The organism is Pseudoalteromonas sp. Xi13, from assembly GCF_003952205.1.
In the GTDB taxonomy this organism is placed as follows: Bacteria; Pseudomonadota; Gammaproteobacteria; order Enterobacterales; family Alteromonadaceae; genus Pseudoalteromonas; species Pseudoalteromonas atlantica.
The window spans coordinates 2,104,377-2,128,556 of sequence record NZ_CP034439.1; the positions used below are offsets into that span (position 1 = coordinate 2,104,377).

Sequence of the window (24,180 nt, forward strand, 5' to 3'; positions counted from 1 at the left end):
GCCTATTTATGGGGAACAACCGCACTACATAGGCTCTGCCTTGCCTAATTACCAAACAGACGGCTGCAAATTTAACCTCGAAAGATAAACAGGCCCTAGCTAGACATGGGGTTAGTTATTTTTATTTAAACCGCCAGCTTTGTTTATACGGGTATACGTCAGGTAAAAAGCCTGATTTAATTTGTTGTTGGCAAGCTTGCCAAAAATCAGCTAAAAACAGATCGTTATGTTCGCCGTTAAAATAGTTAAATGCCGTTTCGTTTGCGCTAAAAAACACCTTAAACTGACTGGGGAAAATATCGTTTTCTGCTATATCAAAATAACTGTTTGCGCTTAGCTCCTCTAGGTCGTTTTGTGCGCTAGGTACATCTCTAAAGTGGCAATCAGTCAATGGGCAAATTTCATCAAAGTCGTAAAAAACAACGCGCCCCCAACGGGTTACGCCAAAGTTTTTCATTAGCATATCGCCTGGGAATATATTTGCGCCGGCTAAGTCTTTAATCGCTTTACCGTAGTCGGTCATAACCTGTTGTAATGCTTTGTTAGAGCAGTGATTAATGTATAAATTAAGCGGCGTCATTTTTCGCTCAACATACACATGCTTTAAAATAAGCGCCTTACCCGATATAACCATGCTGCTGCCAATTTGTGCCTTCATTTGCTTAAGTAACTCGTCGCTAAAGCGGCTGAGGTCGAACGCTAAATACCTAAATTCGTGTGTATCTACTAAGCGCCCTACGCGGTCGGCTTGCTTTACAAAGTTGTACTTAGCTTTTACTTGCGCTTTGGTGGCTGTTTTTGGTGCACTAAATTTATCTTTTATTACTTTATAAACGTAGTCTAGCCCTTCAATGGTAAATACCAACATAACCATGCCCGGTGTACCTGGGGCTGTCACGTATTTAAAATTAGTAGGGCTATTTTTAGTGGTATCAACTTTGTAACGATAAAACTCTGTTTTAGCGTGCTTAATAAAGCCAATGGCGTTAAATAACTCAAAGCGTTTTTTATGAGGCATCAGCACGCTTAAGTAATCTACATAGCGCGCGGGTTGGTCGGTATCAACCATAAAATAGGTACGAGCAAAACCAAACAGTAAACTTAACTGATCGGCGCCCATCATTACGGCATCAAGCTTTAACCCTTTATTAGTATTTAATATGGCGATAGCAAAAGGCATATTATCGCCATTTTTAGCAATACAGCGCCCTATTAAGTAGCAGGCTTTGTTTCTAAAAAATAATGAATTTGCGTATTCTATAAACCCGTCGTTTAAATTTATAAGCTCATACACTTGTTTACACTGCTGCTTTGCACCGGCCATTAACGTTGTTTGCAATGCCTGTAAATCTGCGTTTAATTGACTAAAAGGTACTCTAAATGCTTGGCGGGTTATGAGCGTTTTTACAGCATGGTTAAACCCATCTTTAAACGATATTCTGCTTACTAAATTTTCATACGAGCGCGGCTCGCTTCTGTATTTTGCTTTTAATACAAACAAATGTACGGTACGAATTTTTTTATCGTCCCAAATTGCACCAAAGGTAGAATTAAAAAAGGTATGCGCTATGGGTTTATTTTCATGATTTTGCACCATATCGCCGTATATATTTTTAGCTAGTTGCCATGTTTGCGGGCAAGACAGTTCAGCGTAAGCAATTACTCTCACAGCTTCACTGACATTTTTTACTTCCCGTTCGTACACTTGTAAGCGTTCGCGCATGGCAGTTTGCACATCGTGATATTTTTGTTGTTCAAACCGGCTTTGCGCACCTAGCGTAATATTTAAAAACTGCGCAAACATTGCTTCAAAGCCTGCAAAAACAGCGCGGGCCAACTTAGTAGCAATAACTTGCTGTAGCGCATTATTGGATTGATTAGTTAACGATTTTGACATGATTGCAGCACTTTTATTTTTACCACTTATAGCGGTTATTTTTTATTAATTGTTTACACCTTAGCAAGCAGGCTTTAATTTAGATAATTAATAAAGCATATAAATAAAATTGATCATATGAATATACGTAACGTCGATCTCAACTTATTAGTGTACTTAAATGTGCTCATTGATGAAAAAAGTGTCTCAAAAGCGGCTAATAAACTCGCACTAACACAACCTGCCATGAGTAACGCACTTAAACGATTACGTGATTTATTTGACGACCCATTACTTGTACGTGCCGCAGGCTCTATGACCCCCACCAGCAAAGCACTTAGCTTAAAGCCTGAAATAGAGTCTCTTTTAAAAATGGCAGAGGCGATTACTCAGCCCAGTGAGCAATTTAACCCAGCAACGGCAGAGGTGACTTTTAGAATAATGGCAAACGACTACATGGAGTCGACCTTAATTGCCCCCTTTATTACTGAGCAGTTAACTAAAAACCCAGGGGTTAATTTTGATGTACTGAGTCCAAGCGATGTAAACCTGCAAGATATGGAAAAAGGCACTATTGATTTAGCCATAAACCGTTTTAATGGCTTGCCTCGCTCGTTTCATCAGGCCAGTGTTTGGCGCGATAATTACTGCTGTTTAACCCACCCTAAAAATACCTTTTTACAACATTCAAGCCTTGATGATTACCTACAAAAAGAACATGTCTGGGTAAACCGTGCTGGCTGGGGGCCAGAAGCCGCCGTTACCAATAAATCAGGCAAGCAAAAACTAGGTTGGGTAGATGAAGCACTGTGGCAGCTAGAACAAACGCGTAAAATACGGGTGTTTACACGCCACTACATGATTGCAAGTTTGCTATGCCAATCAGAGCAACTTATTGCTACTTTACCGCGCAGGCAGGCTAAATTATTAACCACGCATACCGATTTAGTCATTAGCCCAGTACCGTTTCAAATAGTCCCTATTGAGGTAAAAATGATATGGAGCCCACTACTTCACCATGCTCCCGCACACCAGTGGTTACGCCGTGAGTTGCTTGAGTTTGCTAAAACAATTGCTGATAGGTAGTTAGTAATTTTCTTTAATTTAAAATTCTGATTACAGCTCAAAATGTATTAAAAAAGATTTAAGGAAAATCACTATCAACATTGATTACTCTAATTATTCACTTAAAGAATTACATGAAGCACTTGAAACTATTGATGCAAACAAATACCCGCAAAGATACAAACACCTAATAGAAGAGCTAAACAACCCAAAGAGAGTGGATCCTAAGGTTATAAAGCAATTAGAAATAACAGAGCAAAACTCAAAGAAAGAAACCAAAGCATACGTAACTATTTTACTAGGCTTGTTTTTCATTCTATGGAGCTACTTTACTTATAATGATGGCGTTATACATAATAAAGGAGGGGAACGGGTAATTGCTTCTATCGAATCGAGCCCAAAAAAATTCTATTTTATTATTTTTGGTGCAATAGACTTAGGGTGTATAACCGTCGCGCACGGTATAGAAACGATAGTAAAACAAAAAAAAGCGCTCAAAAATAACAATTATGAAAAATAAAAAAGAATATCCTTACCTATGCGAAAGCCGCCTTAGCTATATTTATAGATGTATAAAATGTGGCGCTTTTATTAAAAAAGGAATGCACGTTTGCTATCGGTGTGAACATGTTTTTTCTAAAGAAGATGTTGATATTATGATCAAACAGTATCGTAAAAATCATAAGAAAAACTGGCATCATAAACTTTATTTTGTCGTTTTTATCACAACTATTATATTCGCATTGCTCTTTTAAAAATAAAAAAGCGCCATGGTATTCAACTTTGGGAAAATACCATGGCGCTTTTGAAATCGTAGAAATAAGAGTGAACCCTACCCTTTATATTTAGCAACCTTGATGCCAACCCACCACAAAAATAAAAAACATTTAAAATCAAACATCTAATTAAATTATGCTTTTAATTATTATTTAGTGTGTCCCAGTTTTGTGCATTTTTATAGGTTTTTGCACCACTTTAATTAAACATGCTAAGTGGTTTTTGGTTTGTTGTCATTTACTATTGATAAAATCAATGTCAGTTATTGAAAACAACAATTTCATTAATAATACACTTAGCGCTAAAGTGAAGTTAAGCCAACAAACTAAGAGTAATAATTATGACAACATCAAGCTTCACACAACAAGACGGGTTATTTATTGATGCTAATTTACATCAGTTTATTACCCAGCAGTTATGCACTAAAACCAATGCCGCTGAGACATACCAAGCACTTGCTACCTTGGTTGATGAGTTTGGTTGTAAGTGCCGTAAAACAAAGCACCAACCCGATGACATTTTAGAAGTAGATACGCTACTGCATGCGTACCAGCGTAAAAACCACCCGCTTTGCCATGTAGATGCACAAACAACCGAGGCAGTACTTGATGAATACTGCTGCCAAGTACCGGCTATTATTGTAGTTGCATTAATGGATACGCTTAGCGGTACTCAGTGCGATGAACCTAATGCACACGATATTTACCACCGCGCTGCACAGCTTACTAATCGCCCATGTGTACACAAGGCAAAAACAGCCACAGCGGCCTAATAATGGAGTTGCTTAAAAATACTCGATAACCTTTTGTGCAAAGTCACTGCAGCTTAGGGTTGTCGAGTTATTAATATTTTGCGTTAAATCAAAGGTTACATTACCGCTTTTGAGTGCTTGTTCGAGCGCTTGTTCAATCAGCGTTGCTGCCTCATCCCAGCCCATAAACTTAAGCATTAAAACGGCACTTAAAATACTGCTACTTGGGTTTGCTTTGTTTTGCCCTGCTATTCTCTCAAACGTGCCATGGGTTGGCTCAAAAAATGCCACATCGTTATTTAAATTAGCAGCCGGCATAATGCCCACTCCGCCAACTTGTGCGCTGAGCATATCAGCTAAAAAGTCGCCATTTTGGTTTGTGGTTGCTACCACATCAAATTGCTCTGGGTTCATTAAACATTGTTGCAGCATGTTATCGGCTATCACTTCTTTAATAATTAAAGGCGATTTATTAGCGCATGCTATTTCAAGCCAGCGCCCGTTTTCGTGTGGGGTAGCGTTAAACTCATTTTGGGCTAAGGCAAACCCCCAACGTTTAAAGGCACCATCGGTAAATTTAAGTACATTCCCTTTATGCACAAGCGTTAACGATTCGCTGTTATTTTTAAGGGCGTAATTAATTGCATAGCGTACTAGGCGCTCGGAGCCTTCTTTAGATATATTTTTTATACCTATGCCACACTCTTGAGAAAACCTTAGGCGCGTTACTCCCATTTCTTCACATAAAAAGTCGAGCATTTTCTCGCTCTCTACGCTGCCAGCTTGCCACTCTATTCCTGAATATACGTCTTCGCTGCTATCACGCAGCACTGTTATGTTAGTTAAAAATGGATTTTTTAACGGCGATGGCAACGCACTTAGCCCTTTAACAGTGCGCATATTTACAAATAAATCCATTTCGTGCCTTAGCGCCACATTTAATGAGCGAAAACCGCCGCCAAGAGGTGTAGTTAGCGGCCCTTTAATTGCTATTTTACACGCACGTACTGCGTTAATCGTCTCCTCTGGGAACCAATCGCCATCATATAACTTTGCAGCTTGCTCGCCGTTATATACTTGCATCCAGTGAATTTTTCGCTCCTTTGCATAACAGTGTGTAATGGCATTATTCACCACATGCTGCATGGCCGGTGTGACCTCTTGCCCAACCCCGTCACCATTAATATAAGCAATAATAGGATTTACAGGCACATGCCATTGGCCTTTGGCATCAATAGTAATATTTTGTCCGTGCTCAGGGATTTTAATATGCTGATAAGCCATGGTTAATACCTATACTAAAAATAGTGTTACCTGATTAAATCATGCTTGATTGAGCATGTATGCAATTTGCTTTTTATAATTGATATTAGTTAAAAAAATAACGAATAACATGTGCTTAATTACGTAAATAGTGGGTCTAGTATCAAGCGCGTATTTAGGAGGTATAAATGAAATTATTTTGGCTGTTATTGCTATTAATGTGCTCTTTAAAAGCCTCAGCTGTTGATGTGGTTATTCATAATTTAGACGCACTGACTACTAAGGGTCAAAAAACGGTAGTTACTTGGGTAAATCAAAGCCTTAAAAAAACACAAAATACCTTAGGCCCATTACAACAAAGCACCCTCCCTATTTATTTAAAGCCACAATATTTTGCTTTTGAACCCGTGCCATGGGCTAGCATAAAACGAAATAATCCCGATGGATTAGAGCTGCATATTGACCGCTACGCAAGTTTAAATGCATTTACAAAAGATTGGACGCTTTACCATGAGCTTTCACATTTATATTTGCCACTACTGCCTTACTCTGGCTTTTGGTTAAGCGAGGGGTTTGCCAGTTACATGCAAAACGTAATAATGCGCAACAGCGGTGTCATTAGCCAAGCGCAATTTGTTCAGCGCCTAAACGCAGGGTTTGATCGAGCACGCTTACAAACTAAAACAAAGCAACAGCCACTTAATAAACTTTCAAGTGATATGTGGAAGCAACGTGCACAACAGCGGGTTTATTGGACAGGAGCTGCATTTTTTGTAGAAGCCGATCTAGCCCTTCAAAAACAAGGTAAAAGCGTTGCCGCTATAATAAAGCAATACCAACTATGCTGCAGAGCTGCGCGCACAAGTGCTAAAACGCTCATAAAAGAGCTAGATAAGCTCTCACGCAGTAGTATTTTTACTACCTTGTACGCGCAATATAATACGCGCACTGACTTTCCTGTTATTACTAAAACGCAGTTAAATACACTTTAAGTACTTTTAATAAGTGCGCAATACTCATCATATGCTTTTACATTGTAATTAGTAGAGTAAGCATTCATAAAACCATGTAAAAACGGTGTTTTGTTACACGTAACTTGGCTTTTACTGGCTAAAGCACTTATCACTTCATCTACATTAAAATGCATTTCGGTATGTGGAAAAATAAACGTACAAGGTACTTTTGCCGCAATATCTAAATGATTTCTAATTTGTGAAGGGTAAAAGCCAATGAGCTTTTTTAGGTGTGGATTGCCTGTTAATAACTGTGCGCGCCACGCGGCACTTGCGCCTGCACTAAACCCTATACAGGCTGTTGGCTCTGTAAGGTTATTAAATACATTTAAGAGCTTAGCTACATAATTGTCATGGCCACAGGAATTTATAAATTTATTATAATAATACTTTTCACTATCAAGGGGTTGCAGTTCTCCTTTGTAGGGGTCTATAACCTCTGTATTGCCTTGCATAATATCTAACAACCTCACTAAAGGTGCTGTTACACCATAAATATCGCTGACTATTATGTAATTCATACTTACCTTTTTAAGGTTAAAATCCATGCGTTTAAGCAGTTGATAAAATTAAGTATAAATAATTTTTAAATAAATAGCTTGCACACATTTTTTATTTAGGTTACCTTTCTTCTCTGGTTTTAAAAACCACCGCGGTTAACCTTTTTACCCTGATCCAGTAAGCCCCGCAAAACGTATATTTTAAAGCTAAGTTATTGTACGGCGAGAACCCCTATTAATACCTTGATGATTTTTTTAATATCATCGCAAAAGTGTCATAAAGATCGTCAACACTGTAATGAAGCTAAACACAACATCGTTAATTTATTAACTGCATTTGGCTATAAAAATAGCGCAGAGTAAATAACAAGAATAAAGTGAGTTTTATTATGTCTTATAAATACAATGGATCTATGATCCAAATTGCCCATCCGGTGCAATCAATTTCTGTAAACAAACAACGTGTTATTTTTAGTGATACACAAGGTTTGAAAAACGCAATGTTTCAAAAAGCAAGCGAAGCGCGCGAATTTGTAAAATGGTTAAAAGCCAACTAATCATTGCGAGCAATTAACTGCTTAAGCAGTTAATGTTAATAAAATGTGCCAGCTTTGTAGCTGGCATTTTACTTTGTTGCACTTAATTGACTACAATAGCGATACTTTCATTGTTTTAGGTAATTGTAGTAATGCTCCGTGCATTTTTGTGTATCACCTTATATTTAAGCATTTCTTCAGTCAGTTACGCCAATACGATTAACTGGCTAACACACGACTTTGCGCCCTATTACATTTTAAATGGAAAATACCAACACCAGGGGCGTGATGAAAGCGTTATAACCTTACTCGAGCAACAACTTGCGCACATCACGTTTAATCGCCTTGTTATCCCCTCTGGCAAAGTTACGCAAGAACTGGCCAACAAATCGGCCACACATTGTGCCCTATCACTTTATAAAAATGCATTTAGAGAAAAGTTTATTCACTTTAGCGAGCAAAGCTCAACCACGGGCCTTTCACCTTCCATTGCTATGCATAAAGGTTTGGCGCATTCACTAGAAGTGCCTAACTCAGAGCCAGTGTCGTTGCAGGATTTACTAGCAGAAAAAAAACTCACGTTAGGTGTATCTATGAACCGCTCATACGGCGAGCAACTCGACAGTGTAATAAATAACACCCCCGATGTTGATATTGTTATTCGGCCAACGCGCAATAGTTTAGCCAGCCTTACCTATATGCTTAATTTAAAGCGCTTAGATATTTTATTAGGTTACCCAAGTGAGCACCATTACTTAGCTAAATCTATGTACTTTGAAGAAAACCTAACTCAGCGAGCGATTGTTGAAGCGCCACCGTTAAGTTATGGCTATATTGGCTGCACTAAAAATGAGCAAGGAGCTAAAAATATTCAACTATTAGATGAGCAATTAAAAAAAATTAAGCAAACCGAGCAATACCATCAAGTAATGTTACGCTGGTTACCCCCACATTTAAAACCCTTATTAGAATCAAGAATTCACGCCACAAAAAACAAAAACGCCACTAACTAAAGTGGCGCTTTAATTTAATCTACGCTTTATTATTTACGCACACCTTCAATAGACAGCCCAATATCAACATGAGTAGACGCTGGGCCTAAATTATAATCAATGCCGTAATCGGTGAGTTTTAAACTGGTTTCGCCCTCAAAACCAGCACGGTAGCCACCCCAAGGGTCTTGCCCTTCACCTACTTTATCCATTTCAAACGTAATGCGTTTAGTTACGCCATGTAAAGTAAAGTCACCCGTTACTGTGGCTGTATCATCATCGGTAAATTTCACATTGGTGCTTTTAAATGTTGCTGTTGGGTATTTATCCACATTTAAAAAGTCTTTACCGCGTAAGTGTTTATCACGCTCAGCATGGTTAGAGTCTAAACTTGCTGTATCTATATTTACTAAAATATTAGACCCTGTTTGCGTTTTAGCGTCGTAACTAAAGCTGCCATCAAAACGGTTAAATCGCCCGTGCAGCCAGCTGTAGCCTAAATGCTTAATTTTAAAGGTAACAAATGCATGCGCCCCTTGCGTATCAATTACATAATCTGCTGCATTTGCAGTGGCCGATAACATCATTACACCCGATAGAGCTGCACTTAATAGTCGTTTTTTCATGTTAGTATTCCTTTGGTTTGATCATTCTCGTTAAGGTTTTATCTTTATCAATAAAGTGGTGCTTTAATGCCCCCAGTGCATGCAAAACAGCCAAGCCAATTAATGTACACGCACCGTAGTAATGTATTTTTCCGGCAATATCGGCTTGTCCATCAAAGTTATAATCCAGAGCTGGTACATTAAATATCGAAAAAACGGCGATTGCTCTGCCATCGGCGGTAGAAATCAAATAACCCGCCACTACAATGACTGCTAAAATTAGGTACATAACAATATGCGCGGTATGTGCAATGTGGTTTACTGTTTTATTTTGACTAAGGGGGCGAGGTTTGGGGCTGAATACGCGCCACAAAATTCTAAAAATAAGCACTGCGGCTAGCGTTATACCTATACTTTTATGTAAATCCAGTGAGCCTTTATACCAGCTGTCGTAATAGGTTAGCTCAACCATGTATAAGCCCAAGCCAAATAAACCAAACACGGTAAAAGCCATCAACCAGTGTAAAATAATGGCAATAAGGCCATAAGATGTGGGCGTATTTTTAAACATGTGGGTTCCTCTAAATTCGATAATTTAAGAATATAGAGGGTGAAGAAAAACTAAAATAGCGTATACAAACAGCATCTGTGCATATACGCACATACAACTTGAGCTACAGGTCTTTGCTAGTTAGCTATTAGGCGTGTCGGTAAGGTTTATGTAAATTAAGCTATCAGGTGAGACTTGCAAACAGCTAATTAAGCCTTCTTTTATAAGCTCAAGCATAGCAATAAAGCTAACCACTACACCGCTTCGCCCTTCACTAAGGGTGAATAAATCGTTAAACGGCAGCGCTTTTTTTGCGTTACTCAGCTGGGCTAAAATTTGGCTCATCCGCTCACGGGTAGAGAGGATTTCTGCTGTCACTTGGTGATGCTCAAATGTTTTGGCGCGCGCCATCACGTCGCTCAGTGCTAACATTAAATCTTTTAACTCAAGCTCTGGCAGGTTTTGAGCGGTATTTTCAATAACCGGCATAGTTGCATGTGCTACGAAAATATCACGGCCTACACGGGGGATGGCATCTATATTTTCGGCTGCTTTTTTAAACTGCTCGTATTCTTGTAAACGCTTGATCAGTTCTGCGCGGGGGTCTTCCTCTTCTTCGAGCTCCTCGTGCACAGGCAATAACAGACGCGATTTTATTTGTGCCAATAACGCTGCCATTACTAAGTACTCACCGGCAAGCTCTAACTGAAACTTACTCATCATTTCTACATAACTGACATATTGCTCAGTAATGCTAAAAATAGAGAGTTCGAGCACATCTAACTTGTGCTTTTTTATTAAATACAGCAGTAAATCAAGCGGTCCTTCAAAGGTTTCCAAAATAATTTCAAGTGCATCGGGCGGAATGTATAAATCTTCAGGTTTATCTACAACGGCTTTGCCATGCAAAAAAGCCAGTGGCAGCTTTTGCTGCACTGGCTCACTTTGAGTCTTTTTTTCGCCCTGTGTTGAATCACTCACCAAGGTTACTCAAACGGGCTGGTATCGCCACACCCTACACGTAAAATGTGAATATCGTCTTCTGATAGGTCAATAACCGTGGTTGCTTGCTCTGCAAGGTGTCCGCCGTCAATAATTAAATCTACGTGTTTATCTAAACGCGCTAAAATTTCATCTGGATCTGATTCTGTAAACTCTTCTCCAGGTAAAATTAACGAACACGACATTAACGGCTCCCCAAGCTCTGCAAGTAATGCACATGCAATTGGATGCTCTATAACGCGCATACCAATGGTTTTTTTCTTATCGTTTAGTAAACGCTTTGGCACCTCTTTTGTGCCTTTAAAAATAAATGTGTATGGCCCTGGCGTATTATTTTTAATAAGCCTAAACATTTGGTTATCTACGCGGGCATAAGTTGCCAGCTCGGATAAATCACGGCATACAAGCGTAAAGTTATGGTGTTTTTCAATTCCACGAATACGCTCAATGCGCTCTTTTGCTTGCTTATTACCGAGGTTACACCCTATCGCGTAGCCCGAATCTGTTGGGTATACAACAACCCCGCCCTGTTTAATAATATCAACCGCTTGGCTAATAAGTCGTGGCTGTGGGTTTGCTGGGTGAATATGAATTAATTGACTCATGATAATGCTCCTTCTTGCCCTTCCCACACTTGCCAAACCCCTTGGCAGTCTTTGGGTAAGTATAAGTTTTTACCTAGCTCTAAATAACTAGTTGGAAAATGAAAGTCAGAACCTTGCGAGCACAGTAAACCGTACTCTTGGCTCAATTGCCCTAAAAATTGGCGTTCAGTAGGCGCTTGTTGTGGCTGCGCAACTTCCATGGCATCGCCACCGTCACTTTTGTATTGCACAAGTAACTTACGTAACCATTTATTAGACATTTGATAACGCCCTGGGTGTGCAAGTACCGCAACCCCGCCTGCAGCATGAATGGCGCTAATGGCTGTTTGCATATCACACCAATTGCTTGGAACATAACCTGTTTTGCTGCGCCCTAAGTATTTTTTAAATACCCCAGGAAAATTTTTAGCTACGCCTCTTTCAATCAATGCACGCGCAAAATGTGCACGGGTAATTTGGGCGTTTTCTGCCAGCGCCTTGGCTTGCTCGTAAATGCCATCAAAACCGTTTTTTGCCAGCCTTTTGCCAATTTCAATGGCGCGTTCATCACGCTTTTGCTGCTGCGCCGATAACAATGATGTAAGGGCATTGTTGTTTATATCAATATTTAGCCCAACAATATGTATTTCAAAGCTTTCCCACTTGGTAGAAATTTCTACGCCAGATATAAGCTTAAGCGGTAGGTTTTCTGTTTCGATAAACGCTTTTGCCGGCGTAATAGCAGCCACAGTGTCGTGATCGGTTATCGCAAACACATCAATGTTTTTTTCTACGGCGCGGTTTAATAATTGCTCAACTGTTAAATGTCCGTCTGAATGCGTTGTATGGCTGTGTAAATCGTATTTTATCAAAAGAAAACTGCTTAAATTTAAGGGTAATAGATGTTTATATAAGTATAACAACTTTTTTGACTAAATTGTTTTAAATAAACACTTGACACAAAAGCGCTAAATACGTTTTACTGTAGCCACTTTAAGACACATTAAGAATTAATAAAAATGATCAATTCAATTCAACACACTATTTGGTGGTGGCACTCATAATTTTTGGGTGATGAATTGTCGTGTCTAGCAAATATTCAAAACCCGCAACTATGCGGGTTTTTTTATAACTAAATTTTACGTATTTAATTTTTTATTTTGAGGCAAAAAAACATGAATAACGGTCTTACTCTTACACATCGTTGGTGGTGGCGCCTGATATAGCGGGACGGTAATGATCTGTTTGTAATTTAGATATCGTTATTCAAACCCCGCATTGCAAAAGCATTGCGGGGTTTTATTTTTTGAGGGAATGAGGTTTGATTTTTAGTCATATAACTACCACACCAGGCGAAGTTACTAGCATAACGCAAGTGCGCGACTACATTAGTAGCCCACTTGCACTTTATGCAGCACTTGATAAGCCTAATTCGCTACTGCTTGAATCAGCCGAAATTGATTCTAAAGACAGTGTCAAAAGCTTAATTTTAGTTGACTGCGCGCTGCGCATTGTTTGCCAAGGTAAAACCGTCACGGTAAGCGCACAATCTAATAACGGTAAACAGTTACTGCCGTATTTAAGAGCCAATGTACAAAGCTGCGATGCAACCTTAACCGACACAAGCCTAACTCTTGTTTATAAAGGCGGTTCTAATGACATTGACGAGGCAAGTAAACTGGTTGCCGATAATGCATTTAGCGCACTACGCACCTGTATAAACAGTATCAAAAGCACCACCGAAAACCCGTTTTCGGTATTTTTAGGCGGTGTATTTGCCTACGACATGGTGGCTAATTTTGAGCAGCTAAGCGACGTACCCGATGGCGAAAACACCTGCCCAGACTACGTATTTTACTTAGCCGAAACCTTAGTGGTTATCGATCATCAAAAACAAACCACCGAGCTTATTGGTAATGTGTTTAATGGCCCAGACGTACACGCTAATTGTTTTGAGGTAGGTAAAGAGCTAGAACGATTAAATGCCCTATGCGACAAAGCAGAAGAGTTTAGTGCGCCTATGCAAACAGGTACTTGCGATGTAAGTGTTGATATAAGCGATGAAACTTACTGCGAGCAAGTGGTTAAGCTTAAAAAGAACATCGTTGATGGTGATATTTTTCAGGTTGTGCCTTCGCGCACGTTTTCACTGCCCTGCCCTGATTCATTGCACGCATATAGCCAGCTTAAAAAGCAAAACCCAAGCCCTTATATGTTTTATATGCGCGATGAAGAATTTGCTTTATTTGGCGCCTCACCTGAGTCTGCGCTTAAATACGAAGTGCAAAGCAAACAAGTTGAAGTTTACCCTATTGCCGGTACTCGCCCACGTGGAAAATTTGCCAATGGCGCAATCAACCCAGATTTAGACAGCCGTATTGAGCTTGAACTTAGAAACGATCAAAAAGAGCGTGCTGAGCATTTAATGCTCGTTGATTTAGCTCGTAACGATGTGGCACGCATTAGTGTAGCCGGCACGCGCCATGCAAAAGAGCTATTAAAAGTAGACCGCTACTCGCAAGTAATGCACTTGGTTTCCCGCGTGGTGGGCACATTAAAGCCTGAGCTTGATGCACTACACGCTTACCAAGCGTGTATGAACATGGGCACGCTGGTAGGCGCTCCGAAAGTACGCGCTGCCGAACTTGTACGCCAAACCGAAGGCAAACGCCGTGGCAGCTACGGTGGCGCAGTAGGCTATTTAACCGGCGATGGTGCAATGGATAGCTGCATTGTTATTCGCTCAGCGTTTGTTAAAAATAATACCGCGTATGTGCAAGCAGGTGCAGGTGTCGTTTACGATTCTGATCCACAAGCCGAAGCTAACGAAACCCGCGCAAAAGCCCAAGCGGTGATCACCGCCATAAAATCGACTTATGAGGCGGTATAAAATGAGCACAGCAAACCCAATGAAAATATACTTTTTAGATAACTTTGATTCGTTTAGCTACAACCTTGTTGATGAACTAACCATGCTGGGCTGTGAGCTTGTGGTATACAGAAATAACATAAGCGCAGAGGTTATTTTTAATAAAATGCGCCAAGAGCCTGGGCAAGTATTATTAGTGCTTTCGCCAGGACCTGGTGCACCCAGTGATGCAGGTTGCTTAATGGAATTAATCGAACTGGCTAAAGGTCACTTCCCCATGCTGGGCATTTGCCTAGGGCAACAAGCACTTACACAAAGTTATGGCGGAGTAATCGGCCACGCTGGCGAAACCGTACATGGTAAGTCATCAATCATTAATTTAAACCCGCACCCGGTGTTTGAAGGAATGGGCAACACCATGCCCGTAGCCCGTTACCATTCATTAATGGCAACCAAGGTACCTGAAAATATTGAGGTAATTGCACAATTTGACGATATTCCTATGGCCATATATCACCACGACGATAAAGCGTTAGGTTATCAATTTCATCCCGAGTCAATACTTACGCCAAATGGTGCAATGCTACTTCAACAAAGTGTTGCGTACTTAACGCGCACCAACTAATAGAGGACATTATGAGTACCCAAGCAAAAGAGACCATAAATGTTCAATACGCTATTGAGCAACTTATTCAAGGCAAGTCGTTAAACTATGCCCAATCAAACGCATTATTTAACCAAATAATGCAAGGTAACATGAGCGAAATAGAGCTCACTGCATTGCTAATCAGCCTTAAAATAAAAGGCGAAGTAAGTGATGAAATTGCCGGCGCTGCAGCGTCAATGCGAGAAAACGCCGTTGCCTTTACAACCGCTAGCACGCAACTTGCCGATAGCTGCGGCACCGGGGGCGATGGCTCAAACACGATTAATATTAGTACTACCGCGGCGATTGTTGCAGCTGCCGCGGGTATTAATATGGTAAAACATGGTAATCGCAGTGTATCGAGTAATTCGGGCTCTGCTGATTTATTAAAAGCACTGGGCATTAATATTGATATGAGCCCAGCACAGGCTGCACATTGCCTTGAGCAAACCCATTTTACCTTTTTGTTTGCACCGCATTATCACAGTGGTGTACGCCACGCGATGGGCGTACGTACTGCGCTTAAAACACGTACCATTTTTAATATTTTAGGCCCGCTTGCTAACCCTGCTGCACCACACGTGCAATTACTGGGTGTTTACGATGAGTCTTTATGTATGCCAATGGCGCAAACACTTAAAACTTTAGGCACTAAGCGCGCGATGATAGTGCATGGTTCTGGCACTGACGAAATAGCCCTGCACGGCCCAACTAACGTAGTTGAGCTAAACAATGGCGAAATAACGCAGTACACATTAAACCCAAGCGACTTTGACCTTGCAAACTATTCACTTGAACAACTAGCCGGTGAAGGCCCACAATACAACGCAAATGCGAGCCTTGCTATTTTACAAGGTAAAGGCAGTGATGCGCACAATGCTGCAATCGTGGTCAATGTGGCTGCACTTTTATACCTAAGCGGTAAAGTACAGTCATTAAAAGAAGGCGCACAACAGGTACAAACATTACTAAGTTCAGGCAAAGCCATGAACACATTAAATGCAATTATTGAGGTAAGTCATGGCTAATGTATTAGACAAAATTGTTGCTGATAAAAAACAAGAGCTAATAGAGCGTAAAGCCGCGCGCCCACTAGAGAGCTTTAAACACTTAGCAGTGCCAACTAGCCGCAGCTTTTATAAAGCGTTAGCAAAGCCGGGTACGCAGTTTATTTTAGAATGTAAAAAAGCATCTCCTTCAAAAGGACTAATAAGAGAGCCGTTTGATTTAACCGAGATCACCTCTGTTTATAAAAAATATGCTAGCTGCATGAGCGTACTTACAGATACTAAATACTTTCAAGGTAGCTTTGATTATTTAGAGTTTGTACGTAGCCAAGTAGAGCAACCACTTATTTGTAAAGACTTTTTTATTGATGAGTACCAAGTTTACATGGCACGTATTTATGGCGGCGATGCTATATTACTAATGCTTTCAGTACTTGATGATGAGCAATATAAAGCGCTACATGCAGTTGCCGACTCGCTTAACATGTCGGTATTAACCGAAGTAAGTAACGAAGAAGAAGTGCACCGCGCCCTTGCACTTGATGCACAAATTATTGGTATTAATAACCGTGACCTTCGCGATTTAAGCACTGATTTAGCCACCACCGAAAAGCTACGTACGCTTATCCCACAAGATAAAGTGGTTATCTCAGAGTCAGGTATTTACACTCATCAAGATGTTAAACGCCTAGCGCCATTATGTGATGGCTTTTTAATTGGCAGTTCTTTAATGGCTGAGCGCGATTTAGAACAAGCCTGCAAAAAAGTGATTTTAGGTGATAACAAAGTGTGCGGCTTAACCCGAGCACAAGACGTACAGGCCGCTTACAACAACGGCGCAGTGTACGGTGGACTCATTTTTTACCCTAAATCGCCTCGTTATGTTGATTTAGATTGTGCGATTGAGCTGAGCCAAAGTGCGCCACTTAAATTTGTCGGTGTTTTTGTTAATGCAAGCCCGCAGCAAGTGGTACAATACGCGCACGAACTAAAACTTGCCGCAGTACAATTACACGGTCAAGAAAGTGACGATTACATTGCCGCATTACGTACACAGTTACCTAAAGGTTGTGAAATTTGGAAAGCACAGGCAATTAAAGATACATTGCCAACCCCAGCTACGGGCGTAGACCGCCATCTTTATGATACCCACAGCGATACACAAGCCGGTGGTACAGGTAAAGCATTTGATTGGGCAGTACTGCGCGACGCAACAAGCCCCTTTATGCTAGCGGGTGGCTTAAATCCAGACAATATAAAAGACGCGCTGTTTCAAGGTGCCCTAGGCCTTGATTTAAATTCAGGCGTTGAAGAATCTGCGGGTAAAAAGTGCCCTATCAAATTACAAAATGCTTTTACAAGCATCAGAAATTATTGAGGTTATAATGCAAAATCCAGCTTATTTTGGCGAGTTTGGCGGTATGTTTGTACCTGAGCTACTTGTCCCTGCGCTTAAGCAGTTAGAGAACGAATTTAACAAAGCACAAAAAGACCCTGAGTTTCAGGCTGAGTTTACAAAATTATTAAACGAGTATGCCGGTCGCCCTACGCCGCTTACTTTAACGCGTAATTTAATTAAAAATCCTAAAGTAAAACTTTACCTAAAACGTGAAGATTTACTGCACGGCGGCGCACACAAAACCAACCAAGTACTTGGTCAAGCGTTGCTAACTAAACGTATGGGTAAAAAAGAAGTTATTGCCGAAACTGGTGCGGGCCAACACGGGGTGGCAACAGCCCTAGCCTGTGCATTACTTGGCTTAAAATGCCGCATTTATATGGGTGCTAAAGACGTTGAGCGCCAACAGCCTAACGTATTTAGAATGAAATTAATGGGCGCAGAGGTTATTCCGGTAACAGCCGGCTCTGGCACATTAAAAGATGCGGTAAACGAAGCGCTCCGCGACTGGTCTGCAAACTACCAAGACGCTCACTACTTACTTGGTACCGCAGCGGGTCCTCACCCATTCCCAACAATTGTACGAGAGTATCAAAAAATCATTGGTGAAGAAGCTAAACAACAAGTACTCAAAGCAGAAGGACGCTTACCAGATGCCGTACTAGCCTGTGTTGGCGGTGGCTCTAATGCCATTGGTATGTTTACTGACTTTATTGACGAGCCAAGTGTAAAACTTATTGGTGTGGAGCCTGCAGGTAAAGGCCTAGATACCCACGAGCACGGCGCTACAATTTGTAAAGGTACAAAAGGTATATTGCACGGTACCTATACGTACATTATGCAAAATGACGATGGCCAAATTGAAGAGTCATACTCAGTATCTGCCGGTCTTGATTACCCTGCAGTTGGACCACAGCACGCGTTTTTACACGAAACAGGCCGTGCTCAATATGTCGGTATTACCGATACAGAAGCCCTTGACGCGTTCCAAGCACTGGCTAAAAACGAAGGCATTATTCCAGCTCTTGAATCAAGCCATGCCCTTGCTTATGCACTTAAATACGCCGAAGAGCAAACAGAAGAAAGCATTTTAGTGGTTAACTTAAGTGGCCGTGGCGATAAAGATTTAACCCACGTACACAGCGTTTTATCACAAGGAGGTCAGCTATGAGCCAGTTAAATACAGATCGTTACGGTAAAACCTTTGCTGCACTTAATGAGCAAAAACAAGGTGCATTTGTGCCATTTGTTACCATTGGCGACCCAGGTAAAGAGCAAAGTATTGCCATTATTAAAAGCTTAATTGATGGCGGCGCGGATGCACTGGAGCTAGGTATTCCGTTTTCGGACCCAATCGCCGATGGCCCCGTTATTCAAGCGGCGAATATTCGTGCTCTCGATGTAAACATTAACACGCAAGATTGCTTTGATATTATTAAAGAAATACGCGATTACAATGCAGATATTCCAATTGGCTTATTATTGTATTCAAACCTTGTGTTTAAACGCGGTTTAGAAACATTTTATAAAGATGCAAAAGCGGCGGGCGTAGACTCTATTTTAGTTGCTGATGTACCACTGCATGAGTCTAAAATGTTTAGAAAAGCAGCCATGGCAAACGGTGTAGACCCAATATTTATTGCCACACCCAATGCCGATGACGATACTCTGCGCCAATGTGCATCTTACGGCCGTGGCTACACGTATTTATTATCGCGTGCGGGTGTTACCGGCACTGATACTAAAGCGCAAATGCCAGCGGGTAACATAGTAACTAAGCTAAAAGAATACCATGCAGCCCCTGCTTTATTAGGCTTTGGTATTTCTACTCCCGATGATGTAAAAGCCGCCCTAAATGCCGGCGCAGCTGGTGCTATTTCAGGCTCGGCCGTTGTTAAAATTATTGAAGCCAACCTAAATGATTTAGACGCAATGACAACGCAGTTAATAGCGTTTGTAGCTGATATGAAAGCGGCCACCGCACTGTAAAAAATTAAAATTTACGCATTAAAAAAGGGCATTTTCAATGCCCTTTTTTATTAAGCTCTAAACTTAATGAGCTTGATGCTTACCTTCTAAAATTTCTTCAATAAATTTTGCATTAAATGCTTCTAAATCTGCAGGACTGCGGCTTGTTACTAAACCTTGGTCTACGCTCACCTCTTCATCAACCCAATTGGCACCAGCATTGATCAAATCACTTTTAATGCTTGGGAATGATGTAACGGTACGGTCGCGTAATTTATTAATTTCGGCAAGTAACCAAGGAGCATGGCAAATAGCTGCGACAGGTTTGTTTTTCTCGGCGCCAAAAAAACCGTCTATAAACGCTTTTGCGTGCTTATCTTGGCGTAACGTATCTGGGTTAAATAAGCCACCTGGCAGCATAAGCGCATCGTAATCGCTGGCACTGGCATTTGTAACAAGTTTATCTACGCTTACTTTGTCGCCCCATTTATCTTCATCCCAACCGGTGATTTCGCCCTCTTTTACCGACACAATATCAATATCGGCGCCGGCATTAAGTAAAGCATCACGTGGAGATAATAGCTCACTTTGCTCAAAGCCATCGGTGGCTAAAATAGCAATTTTTTTACCTTCTAAACGAGTGCTTGTTTGTAATGTAGACATATAGATCTCCTTATTGCGTTTAATAAAATGTTTCAATCACCCTATTAAAAGCATAACTGATGCCAAATTTAACCTATTGAAAATAAAGATGAATATAAATTAAAGCTATCAAAGCTATGTAAATCATTTAGAGGGTTTGAACAATCTACATAGCTTAATTTAAAGTGCTTATTAAAAACCAGCACACAAGCTTTGCTTACAAGATGAAGTAGTTAGGCATTAACTAAAAGCTGGGGATTTATTTTCTAGACGCACCCTTTTAGCCGGGTGCGCAAAACTATAATTTTGTGATTAATAGCGCTAACTAAACCTAAAAAGGTAACCGGGCTATTAGCAAGTATTGGTTGCAGGAACTAGTCGCTGGTACTGATCACTGGTACCGGTCAATGCAAGTTGCTATTTAAAGGAGATCTTTTAATGCTTTGGCAGGTTTAAATACGGGTTTGTTAGCGCCTTCTATTTCAATGCTTTCGCCTGTTTGCGGGTTACGCCCAGTGCGCGCTGGGTAGTAGCTTAAAGCGAATGTACCAAATCCATTAATTTGCACTTGGTCGCCTTCAGACAGCGATTTAGTAATTACTTTTTGTAAGCTAGTAAGGGCTGCTTGTGTGTCTTTTTTTGTTAGTTCACTGCGTTTGGCTATTTGGGCAACAAGTTGTGCTTTGTTCATTGTAGGCTCCTAAATACACACTTAATCAGTGTTGGTTAAGTGTGGGAATATGATGATGGATAATTAAAGCCACGCAGGCTAAGGCTTACAGGGCAACAAGTCAACCTTGTAGTTGCCTAGTGTTATGTGGTAAAAACTTCCCTGACTTCTTTTTGTATAATTTAGGTAGTATATGCACGCATTGATTGAATACATCCCGCTAATATTATTTTTTGCGGTATTTAAATTAGTTGATATTTACTGGGCAACAGGCCTTTTAATGGTCACTACGCTTATTCAAGTTGCGTATAGCTACTTTAAGCACGGCCATGTACCTGCCCGCCAGTGGCTATTTTTTGCTATTGCAGCGGTGTTTGGCACATTAACCTTAGTACTCCACGATGAGCAGTATATAAAATGGAAAGCCACGTTAATTTACGCCGGCTTAAGCCTTACCTTATTAATTAGCCGCTACGTGCTGAATAAAAATCTTGTTAAAAAAGCCCTTAGCTCAATCCTTGAAAACGCCAACGATTCTAAACAGGCGATTGAAGTACCTGAGCCGGTGTGGAATAAGCTTAACTTAATGTGGGTTGGTATTACCGCAGGTATTGCAGTGCTGAATATTTACATTGCGTATAATTTCTCACTCGATTTTTGGGTTAACTTTAAAGTGTTTGGCTTAATGGCCATTACCTTTGTGAGTATTTTGATCACTATTTTTGCTTTGTATAAATACTTCCCTGATGAAGAAGAACCCGCAAAGTAAACACCTTCGTCATAAAAATGTCGTCTTTGCTTGATAGCGTGTAAAAAAAATCAATCAGAGACGACCTTGAACGCCAATCAATACCGCTGGTTTGAATTTACCCTAATATTTGTTTTATTGCCTTTAATAGGCTTTACCCTTCGCAGTTACCTAGCTAACTGGCTAATACCCGCACTGATTGTTTTAATGAGTGTGTGCTGCATGTTACTACTGAACGACCCTCACTTTAAGCGATTTAGACTTACAAGCCTGGGGCAGTTTTCTGCGGTAAAGCGCCGTTTATTTAGTTTCTTTTTTTTAGGAGCGCTTTTTTCAGGCGTGTTTTACGGCATTATTCACCAAGAAAACTGGTTTAGTATGCCGCTGCACTCATTTTATAACTGGTTACTTTTACTGCTTCTATACCCGCTGCTGTCGGTATTACCACAAGAGCTAATTTTCAGGACCTACTTTTTTCATCGTTATAAACGCATTATGCCCAAAAAAAGAGTGCGTATAGTGGTAAGCGCAACGGTGTTTGCCCTTGCCCATATTGTGTATGCCAATTGGGTGGCTGTAGGCTTAGCATTTTTAGGCGGGTTATTATTTTCGTTTACCTACGCGCAAAGCCGCTCAACCATAGTGTGTGTAATAGAACATAGCTTATGGGGATTGTGGATGTTTACACTGGGGATTGGCAGTTCATTAGACTCAGGAGCTATCAGCTAACAACGTTTGGCTGCAAATTAAACACAAAAAAGCCGCGTTAATACGCGGCTTTTGGCAACTTTCTTTTAGTCTAAAAACCAAATAACTTAAAGGCAAAAAACTTAGTCGCTACTGTGTTTATAAATATGGCTAATAAAATAACCGGAATAAACGTAGAAAGTGAAAAGTTAACGTATTTTTCCATAAAGCTACCAGCGTATTTAGGCGAGCCTTGGCTTAGCTCATCTGTTAGTCGCGCTTTTTTCCAGCGGTACATAACAAATAAACACACCATTAAACCATTCAGTGGCAATATAGTGTCGTAAAATACATCATAAACAATATCAAAAAAGCTTTTATTACCGCTGCCGTAACTAGTAAACGACGTTAGGCTATCAACCATACCAAACGACATAGTACATAATATAGTTAACACACCTGTGGCTAGCGTTAAAATACCTAAGGCTTTTTTACGGCTGATCCCTTTGCGGTCGCTAAGGGTCGCTGTAGGTACTTCTACAATTGATACAAGCGAAGTAATCGCTGCAAAAAACACTAATAAAAAGAACGAAAACGCCACTGCAGACGCGCCAAAGTAACCAATATCATTTTGTAGTGCTAATAAAATTTTAGGTAAGTATACAAATATCATCGATACAGACGAGTCAGAAAGCGCGGCGGGGTCGGTATTAGGATCAAAACTAAATATTGCCGGTAAAACCATTAAACCGGCAACAAATGCCACTAATGAGTCGGTAATAGCCACCATCTTTGCACTGCCAACAATGTCATCTTTTTTAGATATGTAAGAGGCGTACGTCATTAAAATGCCCATACCTAGCGATAGTGAGAAAAACGCTTGGCTTAGTGCACCATTAAGCACACTGGCGCTCATTTTAGAAAAATCAGGAATAACATAATATTTAACACCAGCCATGGCGTTATCAAGCGTTAATACATACGCTACAAGGGCGAGCAACATAACAAATAAAGCCGGCATTAAAAACTTAGCGGCTTTTTCTATGCCTTGTTTAACCCCACCCAATAAAATAAGGTTAACAATAATAACTACCACAGCCATGTAGCCAAAAACAGTGTAACTATTTATAAAGCTGCCAAAATGGCTCGGATCTGCCAATGCATCTAAATTACCCATGGCGGTTTGGCTTAAGTAACCAAAAATCCACACGGTAATAACCATGTAAAATACGGCAATCATAAACGGCGTTAATACAGCCAAAAAGCCTGCAAACTTCCATTTTTTGTCGTTATTTGCCAGCGCTTTGTACGAACCAAGTGGATCTTTTTGCGCGTTACGACCCATGGCCATTTCAGCCATCATTACCGGTAAACAAATAAAAGCAACAAACAAAGCGTATACAAGTAAAAATGCACCACCACCATTTTTAGTTGCCGACACAGGAAAACCTACTAAGTTGCCAATACCCACTGCCGAACCTGCTGCAGCCAGTATAAAGCCAAGACGGGAGCTAAAATGCTCTCTATTATTGCTCATGTATTAACCTTGTTATTTTTAAGTTATTCAAGCGACTCTACCAGTGTTGTGCCGCGCTTTTCAAGCAATTACACACTAAAAATAATTAATAACTGTAAACCTAGCTTTAACGGTAATTTGTTCACCAACTATCAACGTTGTGCTAGTATTTGCGTTATTAAACTTAACATTTTTTTGAGAATTACTATGTTGTACATGATTTATTCAACCGACGTTGAAAACAGCTTACCGCTTAGAAAAGAAGCCCGCCCCGCCCACTTAGCACGTTTAAGCGAACTTGAATCTCAAAACCGTTTACTTGTTGCCGGCCCACTGCCAGCAATCGACAGTGAAGACCCGCAAGATGCTGGATTTACAGGTTCATTAGTCATTGCCGAATTTGATTCACTTGAAAAAGCACGTGAATGGGCAGCAGCTGATCCATACGTTGCAGCCGGCGTTTACGCAAACACCGTTGTAAAACCATATAAAAAAGTATTACCAGCGTAACGAA

General features: G+C 40.5%; 25 protein-coding genes. 14 read left to right on the top strand and 11 right to left on the bottom strand.

Annotation, left to right across the window (positions count from 1 at the left end):
* Positions 1–121 precede the first annotated feature (121 nt).
* A complete protein-coding gene (gene aceK / locus EJ103_RS09435; RefSeq protein ID WP_126007347.1) occupies positions 122–1,897 on the bottom strand; it encodes a bifunctional isocitrate dehydrogenase kinase/phosphatase in 1,776 nt (591 codons plus the stop codon).
* A 117-nt stretch (positions 1,898–2,014) separates the two neighbouring features.
* On the opposite strand from aceK, the gene EJ103_RS09440 reads away from it, so the two are divergent.
* The gene (locus tag EJ103_RS09440) at positions 2,015–2,962 is read left to right on the top strand and encodes a LysR family transcriptional regulator (protein WP_064385020.1); all 948 of its coding nucleotides are present in this window, start codon (positions 2,015–2,017) and stop codon (positions 2,960–2,962) included.
* Positions 2,963–4,058: 1,096 nt separating this feature from the next.
* Entirely contained in the window at positions 4,059–4,490 is a 432-nt protein-coding gene (locus EJ103_RS09450; RefSeq protein ID WP_004586781.1) for a hypothetical protein, read from the top strand.
* Between the two features lie 12 nt (positions 4,491–4,502).
* On the opposite strand, the gene icd is transcribed toward EJ103_RS09450, so the two are convergent.
* Complete coding sequence (gene icd / locus EJ103_RS09455; protein ID WP_126007351.1) at positions 4,503–5,753, bottom strand: NADP-dependent isocitrate dehydrogenase; 1,251 nt, start codon at positions 5,751–5,753, stop codon at positions 4,503–4,505.
* Between the two features lie 167 nt (positions 5,754–5,920).
* On the opposite strand from icd, the gene EJ103_RS09460 reads away from it, so the two are divergent.
* Positions 5,921–6,724 (top strand): hypothetical protein, encoded by an 804-nt coding sequence (locus tag EJ103_RS09460; protein ID WP_126007353.1) that lies wholly within the window; start codon positions 5,921–5,923, stop codon positions 6,722–6,724.
* On the opposite strand, the gene EJ103_RS09465 is transcribed toward EJ103_RS09460, so the two are convergent.
* Positions 6,721–7,266, bottom strand: a complete 546-nt coding sequence (locus EJ103_RS09465) for a dienelactone hydrolase family protein (protein ID WP_126007355.1) — start codon at positions 7,264–7,266, stop codon at positions 6,721–6,723. The two genes, EJ103_RS09460 and EJ103_RS09465, sit on opposite strands and share 4 nt — an antisense overlap.
* 368 nt (positions 7,267–7,634) lie before the next feature.
* Between EJ103_RS09465 and EJ103_RS20150 the strand changes: the two genes are divergently transcribed.
* Together EJ103_RS20150 and EJ103_RS09470 are read left to right on the top strand one after the other, a co-directional pair.
* Positions 7,635–7,802: a hypothetical protein gene (locus EJ103_RS20150; protein ID WP_024033460.1), complete on the top strand. Its 168-nt coding sequence runs from the start codon at positions 7,635–7,637 to the stop codon at positions 7,800–7,802.
* A 131-nt stretch (positions 7,803–7,933) separates the two neighbouring features.
* Complete coding sequence (locus tag EJ103_RS09470) at positions 7,934–8,794, top strand: transporter substrate-binding domain-containing protein (RefSeq protein ID WP_126007357.1); 861 nt, start codon at positions 7,934–7,936, stop codon at positions 8,792–8,794.
* 29 nt (positions 8,795–8,823) lie between these two features.
* Here EJ103_RS09470 and EJ103_RS09475 read toward each other — a convergent pair whose 3' ends face one another.
* The 5 genes from EJ103_RS09475 to EJ103_RS09495 all read right to left on the bottom strand — a co-directional run bounded on the left by EJ103_RS09475 (position 8,824) and on the right by EJ103_RS09495 (position 12,386).
* Positions 8,824–9,399 carry a YceI family protein gene (locus tag EJ103_RS09475; protein WP_126007359.1) on the bottom strand — a complete coding sequence of 192 codons (576 nt, stop codon included), beginning with the start codon at positions 9,397–9,399 and terminating at the stop codon, positions 8,824–8,826.
* 1 nt (position 9,400) lies between these two features.
* Complete coding sequence (locus EJ103_RS09480; RefSeq protein ID WP_054982631.1) at positions 9,401–9,949, bottom strand: cytochrome b; 549 nt, start codon at positions 9,947–9,949, stop codon at positions 9,401–9,403.
* Positions 9,950–10,069: 120 nt separating this feature from the next.
* The gene (locus EJ103_RS09485) at positions 10,070–10,909 is read right to left on the bottom strand and encodes a ScpA family protein (protein ID WP_126007361.1); all 840 of its coding nucleotides are present in this window, start codon (positions 10,907–10,909) and stop codon (positions 10,070–10,072) included.
* Positions 10,910–10,914: 5 nt separating this feature from the next.
* The gene (locus EJ103_RS09490) at positions 10,915–11,535 is read right to left on the bottom strand and encodes an L-threonylcarbamoyladenylate synthase (RefSeq protein ID WP_126007363.1); all 621 of its coding nucleotides are present in this window, start codon (positions 11,533–11,535) and stop codon (positions 10,915–10,917) included.
* A complete protein-coding gene (locus tag EJ103_RS09495) occupies positions 11,532–12,386 on the bottom strand; it encodes a PHP domain-containing protein (protein ID WP_004586790.1) in 855 nt (284 codons plus the stop codon). Before EJ103_RS09495 ends, EJ103_RS09490 begins: the two co-directional genes overlap by 4 nt.
* A gap of 449 nt (positions 12,387–12,835) precedes the next feature.
* Between EJ103_RS09495 and EJ103_RS09500 the strand changes: the two genes are divergently transcribed.
* From EJ103_RS09500 to trpA, 6 genes are read left to right on the top strand one after another with little or no spacing between them, the layout of a single operon-like run.
* Positions 12,836–14,404: an anthranilate synthase component 1 gene (locus tag EJ103_RS09500; RefSeq protein ID WP_004586791.1), complete on the top strand. Its 1,569-nt coding sequence runs from the start codon at positions 12,836–12,838 to the stop codon at positions 14,402–14,404.
* Position 14,405: 1 nt separating this feature from the next.
* Positions 14,406–15,008, top strand: coding sequence for an aminodeoxychorismate/anthranilate synthase component II (locus EJ103_RS09505; protein WP_004586792.1), 603 nt, complete (start codon positions 14,406–14,408; stop codon positions 15,006–15,008).
* 11 nt (positions 15,009–15,019) lie between these two features.
* Positions 15,020–16,057 carry an anthranilate phosphoribosyltransferase gene (trpD, locus tag EJ103_RS09510; protein WP_126007365.1) on the top strand — a complete coding sequence of 346 codons (1,038 nt, stop codon included), beginning with the start codon at positions 15,020–15,022 and terminating at the stop codon, positions 16,055–16,057.
* Complete coding sequence (gene trpCF / locus EJ103_RS09515; RefSeq protein ID WP_126007367.1) at positions 16,050–17,414, top strand: bifunctional indole-3-glycerol-phosphate synthase TrpC/phosphoribosylanthranilate isomerase TrpF; 1,365 nt, start codon at positions 16,050–16,052, stop codon at positions 17,412–17,414. The genes trpD and trpCF overlap by 8 nt, the downstream gene beginning before the upstream one ends.
* A gap of 7 nt (positions 17,415–17,421) precedes the next feature.
* Positions 17,422–18,606, top strand: coding sequence for a tryptophan synthase subunit beta (gene trpB, locus EJ103_RS09520; protein WP_004586795.1), 1,185 nt, complete (start codon positions 17,422–17,424; stop codon positions 18,604–18,606).
* On the top strand, positions 18,603–19,424 hold the full coding sequence (trpA, locus tag EJ103_RS09525; protein ID WP_126007369.1) for a tryptophan synthase subunit alpha: 822 nt from the start codon (positions 18,603–18,605) through the stop codon (positions 19,422–19,424). The genes trpB and trpA overlap by 4 nt, the downstream gene beginning before the upstream one ends.
* 63 nt (positions 19,425–19,487) lie before the next feature.
* Here the strand turns inward: trpA and EJ103_RS09530 are convergent, their stop codons facing one another.
* Complete coding sequence (locus EJ103_RS09530; protein WP_126007371.1) at positions 19,488–20,066, bottom strand: type 1 glutamine amidotransferase domain-containing protein; 579 nt, start codon at positions 20,064–20,066, stop codon at positions 19,488–19,490.
* 400 nt (positions 20,067–20,466) lie between these two features.
* Positions 20,467–20,736 carry an HU family DNA-binding protein gene (locus EJ103_RS09535; RefSeq protein ID WP_004586798.1) on the bottom strand — a complete coding sequence of 90 codons (270 nt, stop codon included), beginning with the start codon at positions 20,734–20,736 and terminating at the stop codon, positions 20,467–20,469.
* A 172-nt stretch (positions 20,737–20,908) separates the two neighbouring features.
* Between EJ103_RS09535 and ispZ the strand changes: the two genes are divergently transcribed.
* Entirely contained in the window at positions 20,909–21,484 is a 576-nt protein-coding gene (gene ispZ / locus EJ103_RS09540) for a septation protein IspZ (protein WP_126007373.1), read from the top strand.
* A gap of 66 nt (positions 21,485–21,550) precedes the next feature.
* The gene (locus EJ103_RS09545; RefSeq protein ID WP_024033448.1) at positions 21,551–22,192 is read left to right on the top strand and encodes a CPBP family intramembrane glutamic endopeptidase; all 642 of its coding nucleotides are present in this window, start codon (positions 21,551–21,553) and stop codon (positions 22,190–22,192) included.
* 70 nt (positions 22,193–22,262) lie between these two features.
* Here the strand turns inward: EJ103_RS09545 and EJ103_RS09550 are convergent, their stop codons facing one another.
* Positions 22,263–23,687, bottom strand: coding sequence for a sodium-dependent transporter (locus EJ103_RS09550; protein WP_126007375.1), 1,425 nt, complete (start codon positions 23,685–23,687; stop codon positions 22,263–22,265).
* A 186-nt stretch (positions 23,688–23,873) separates the two neighbouring features.
* Here EJ103_RS09550 and EJ103_RS09555 point away from each other — a divergent pair, with 186 nt between their 5' ends.
* Positions 23,874–24,176 (top strand): YciI family protein, encoded by a 303-nt coding sequence (locus EJ103_RS09555; protein WP_126007377.1) that lies wholly within the window; start codon positions 23,874–23,876, stop codon positions 24,174–24,176.
* Positions 24,177–24,180 lie beyond the last annotated feature (4 nt).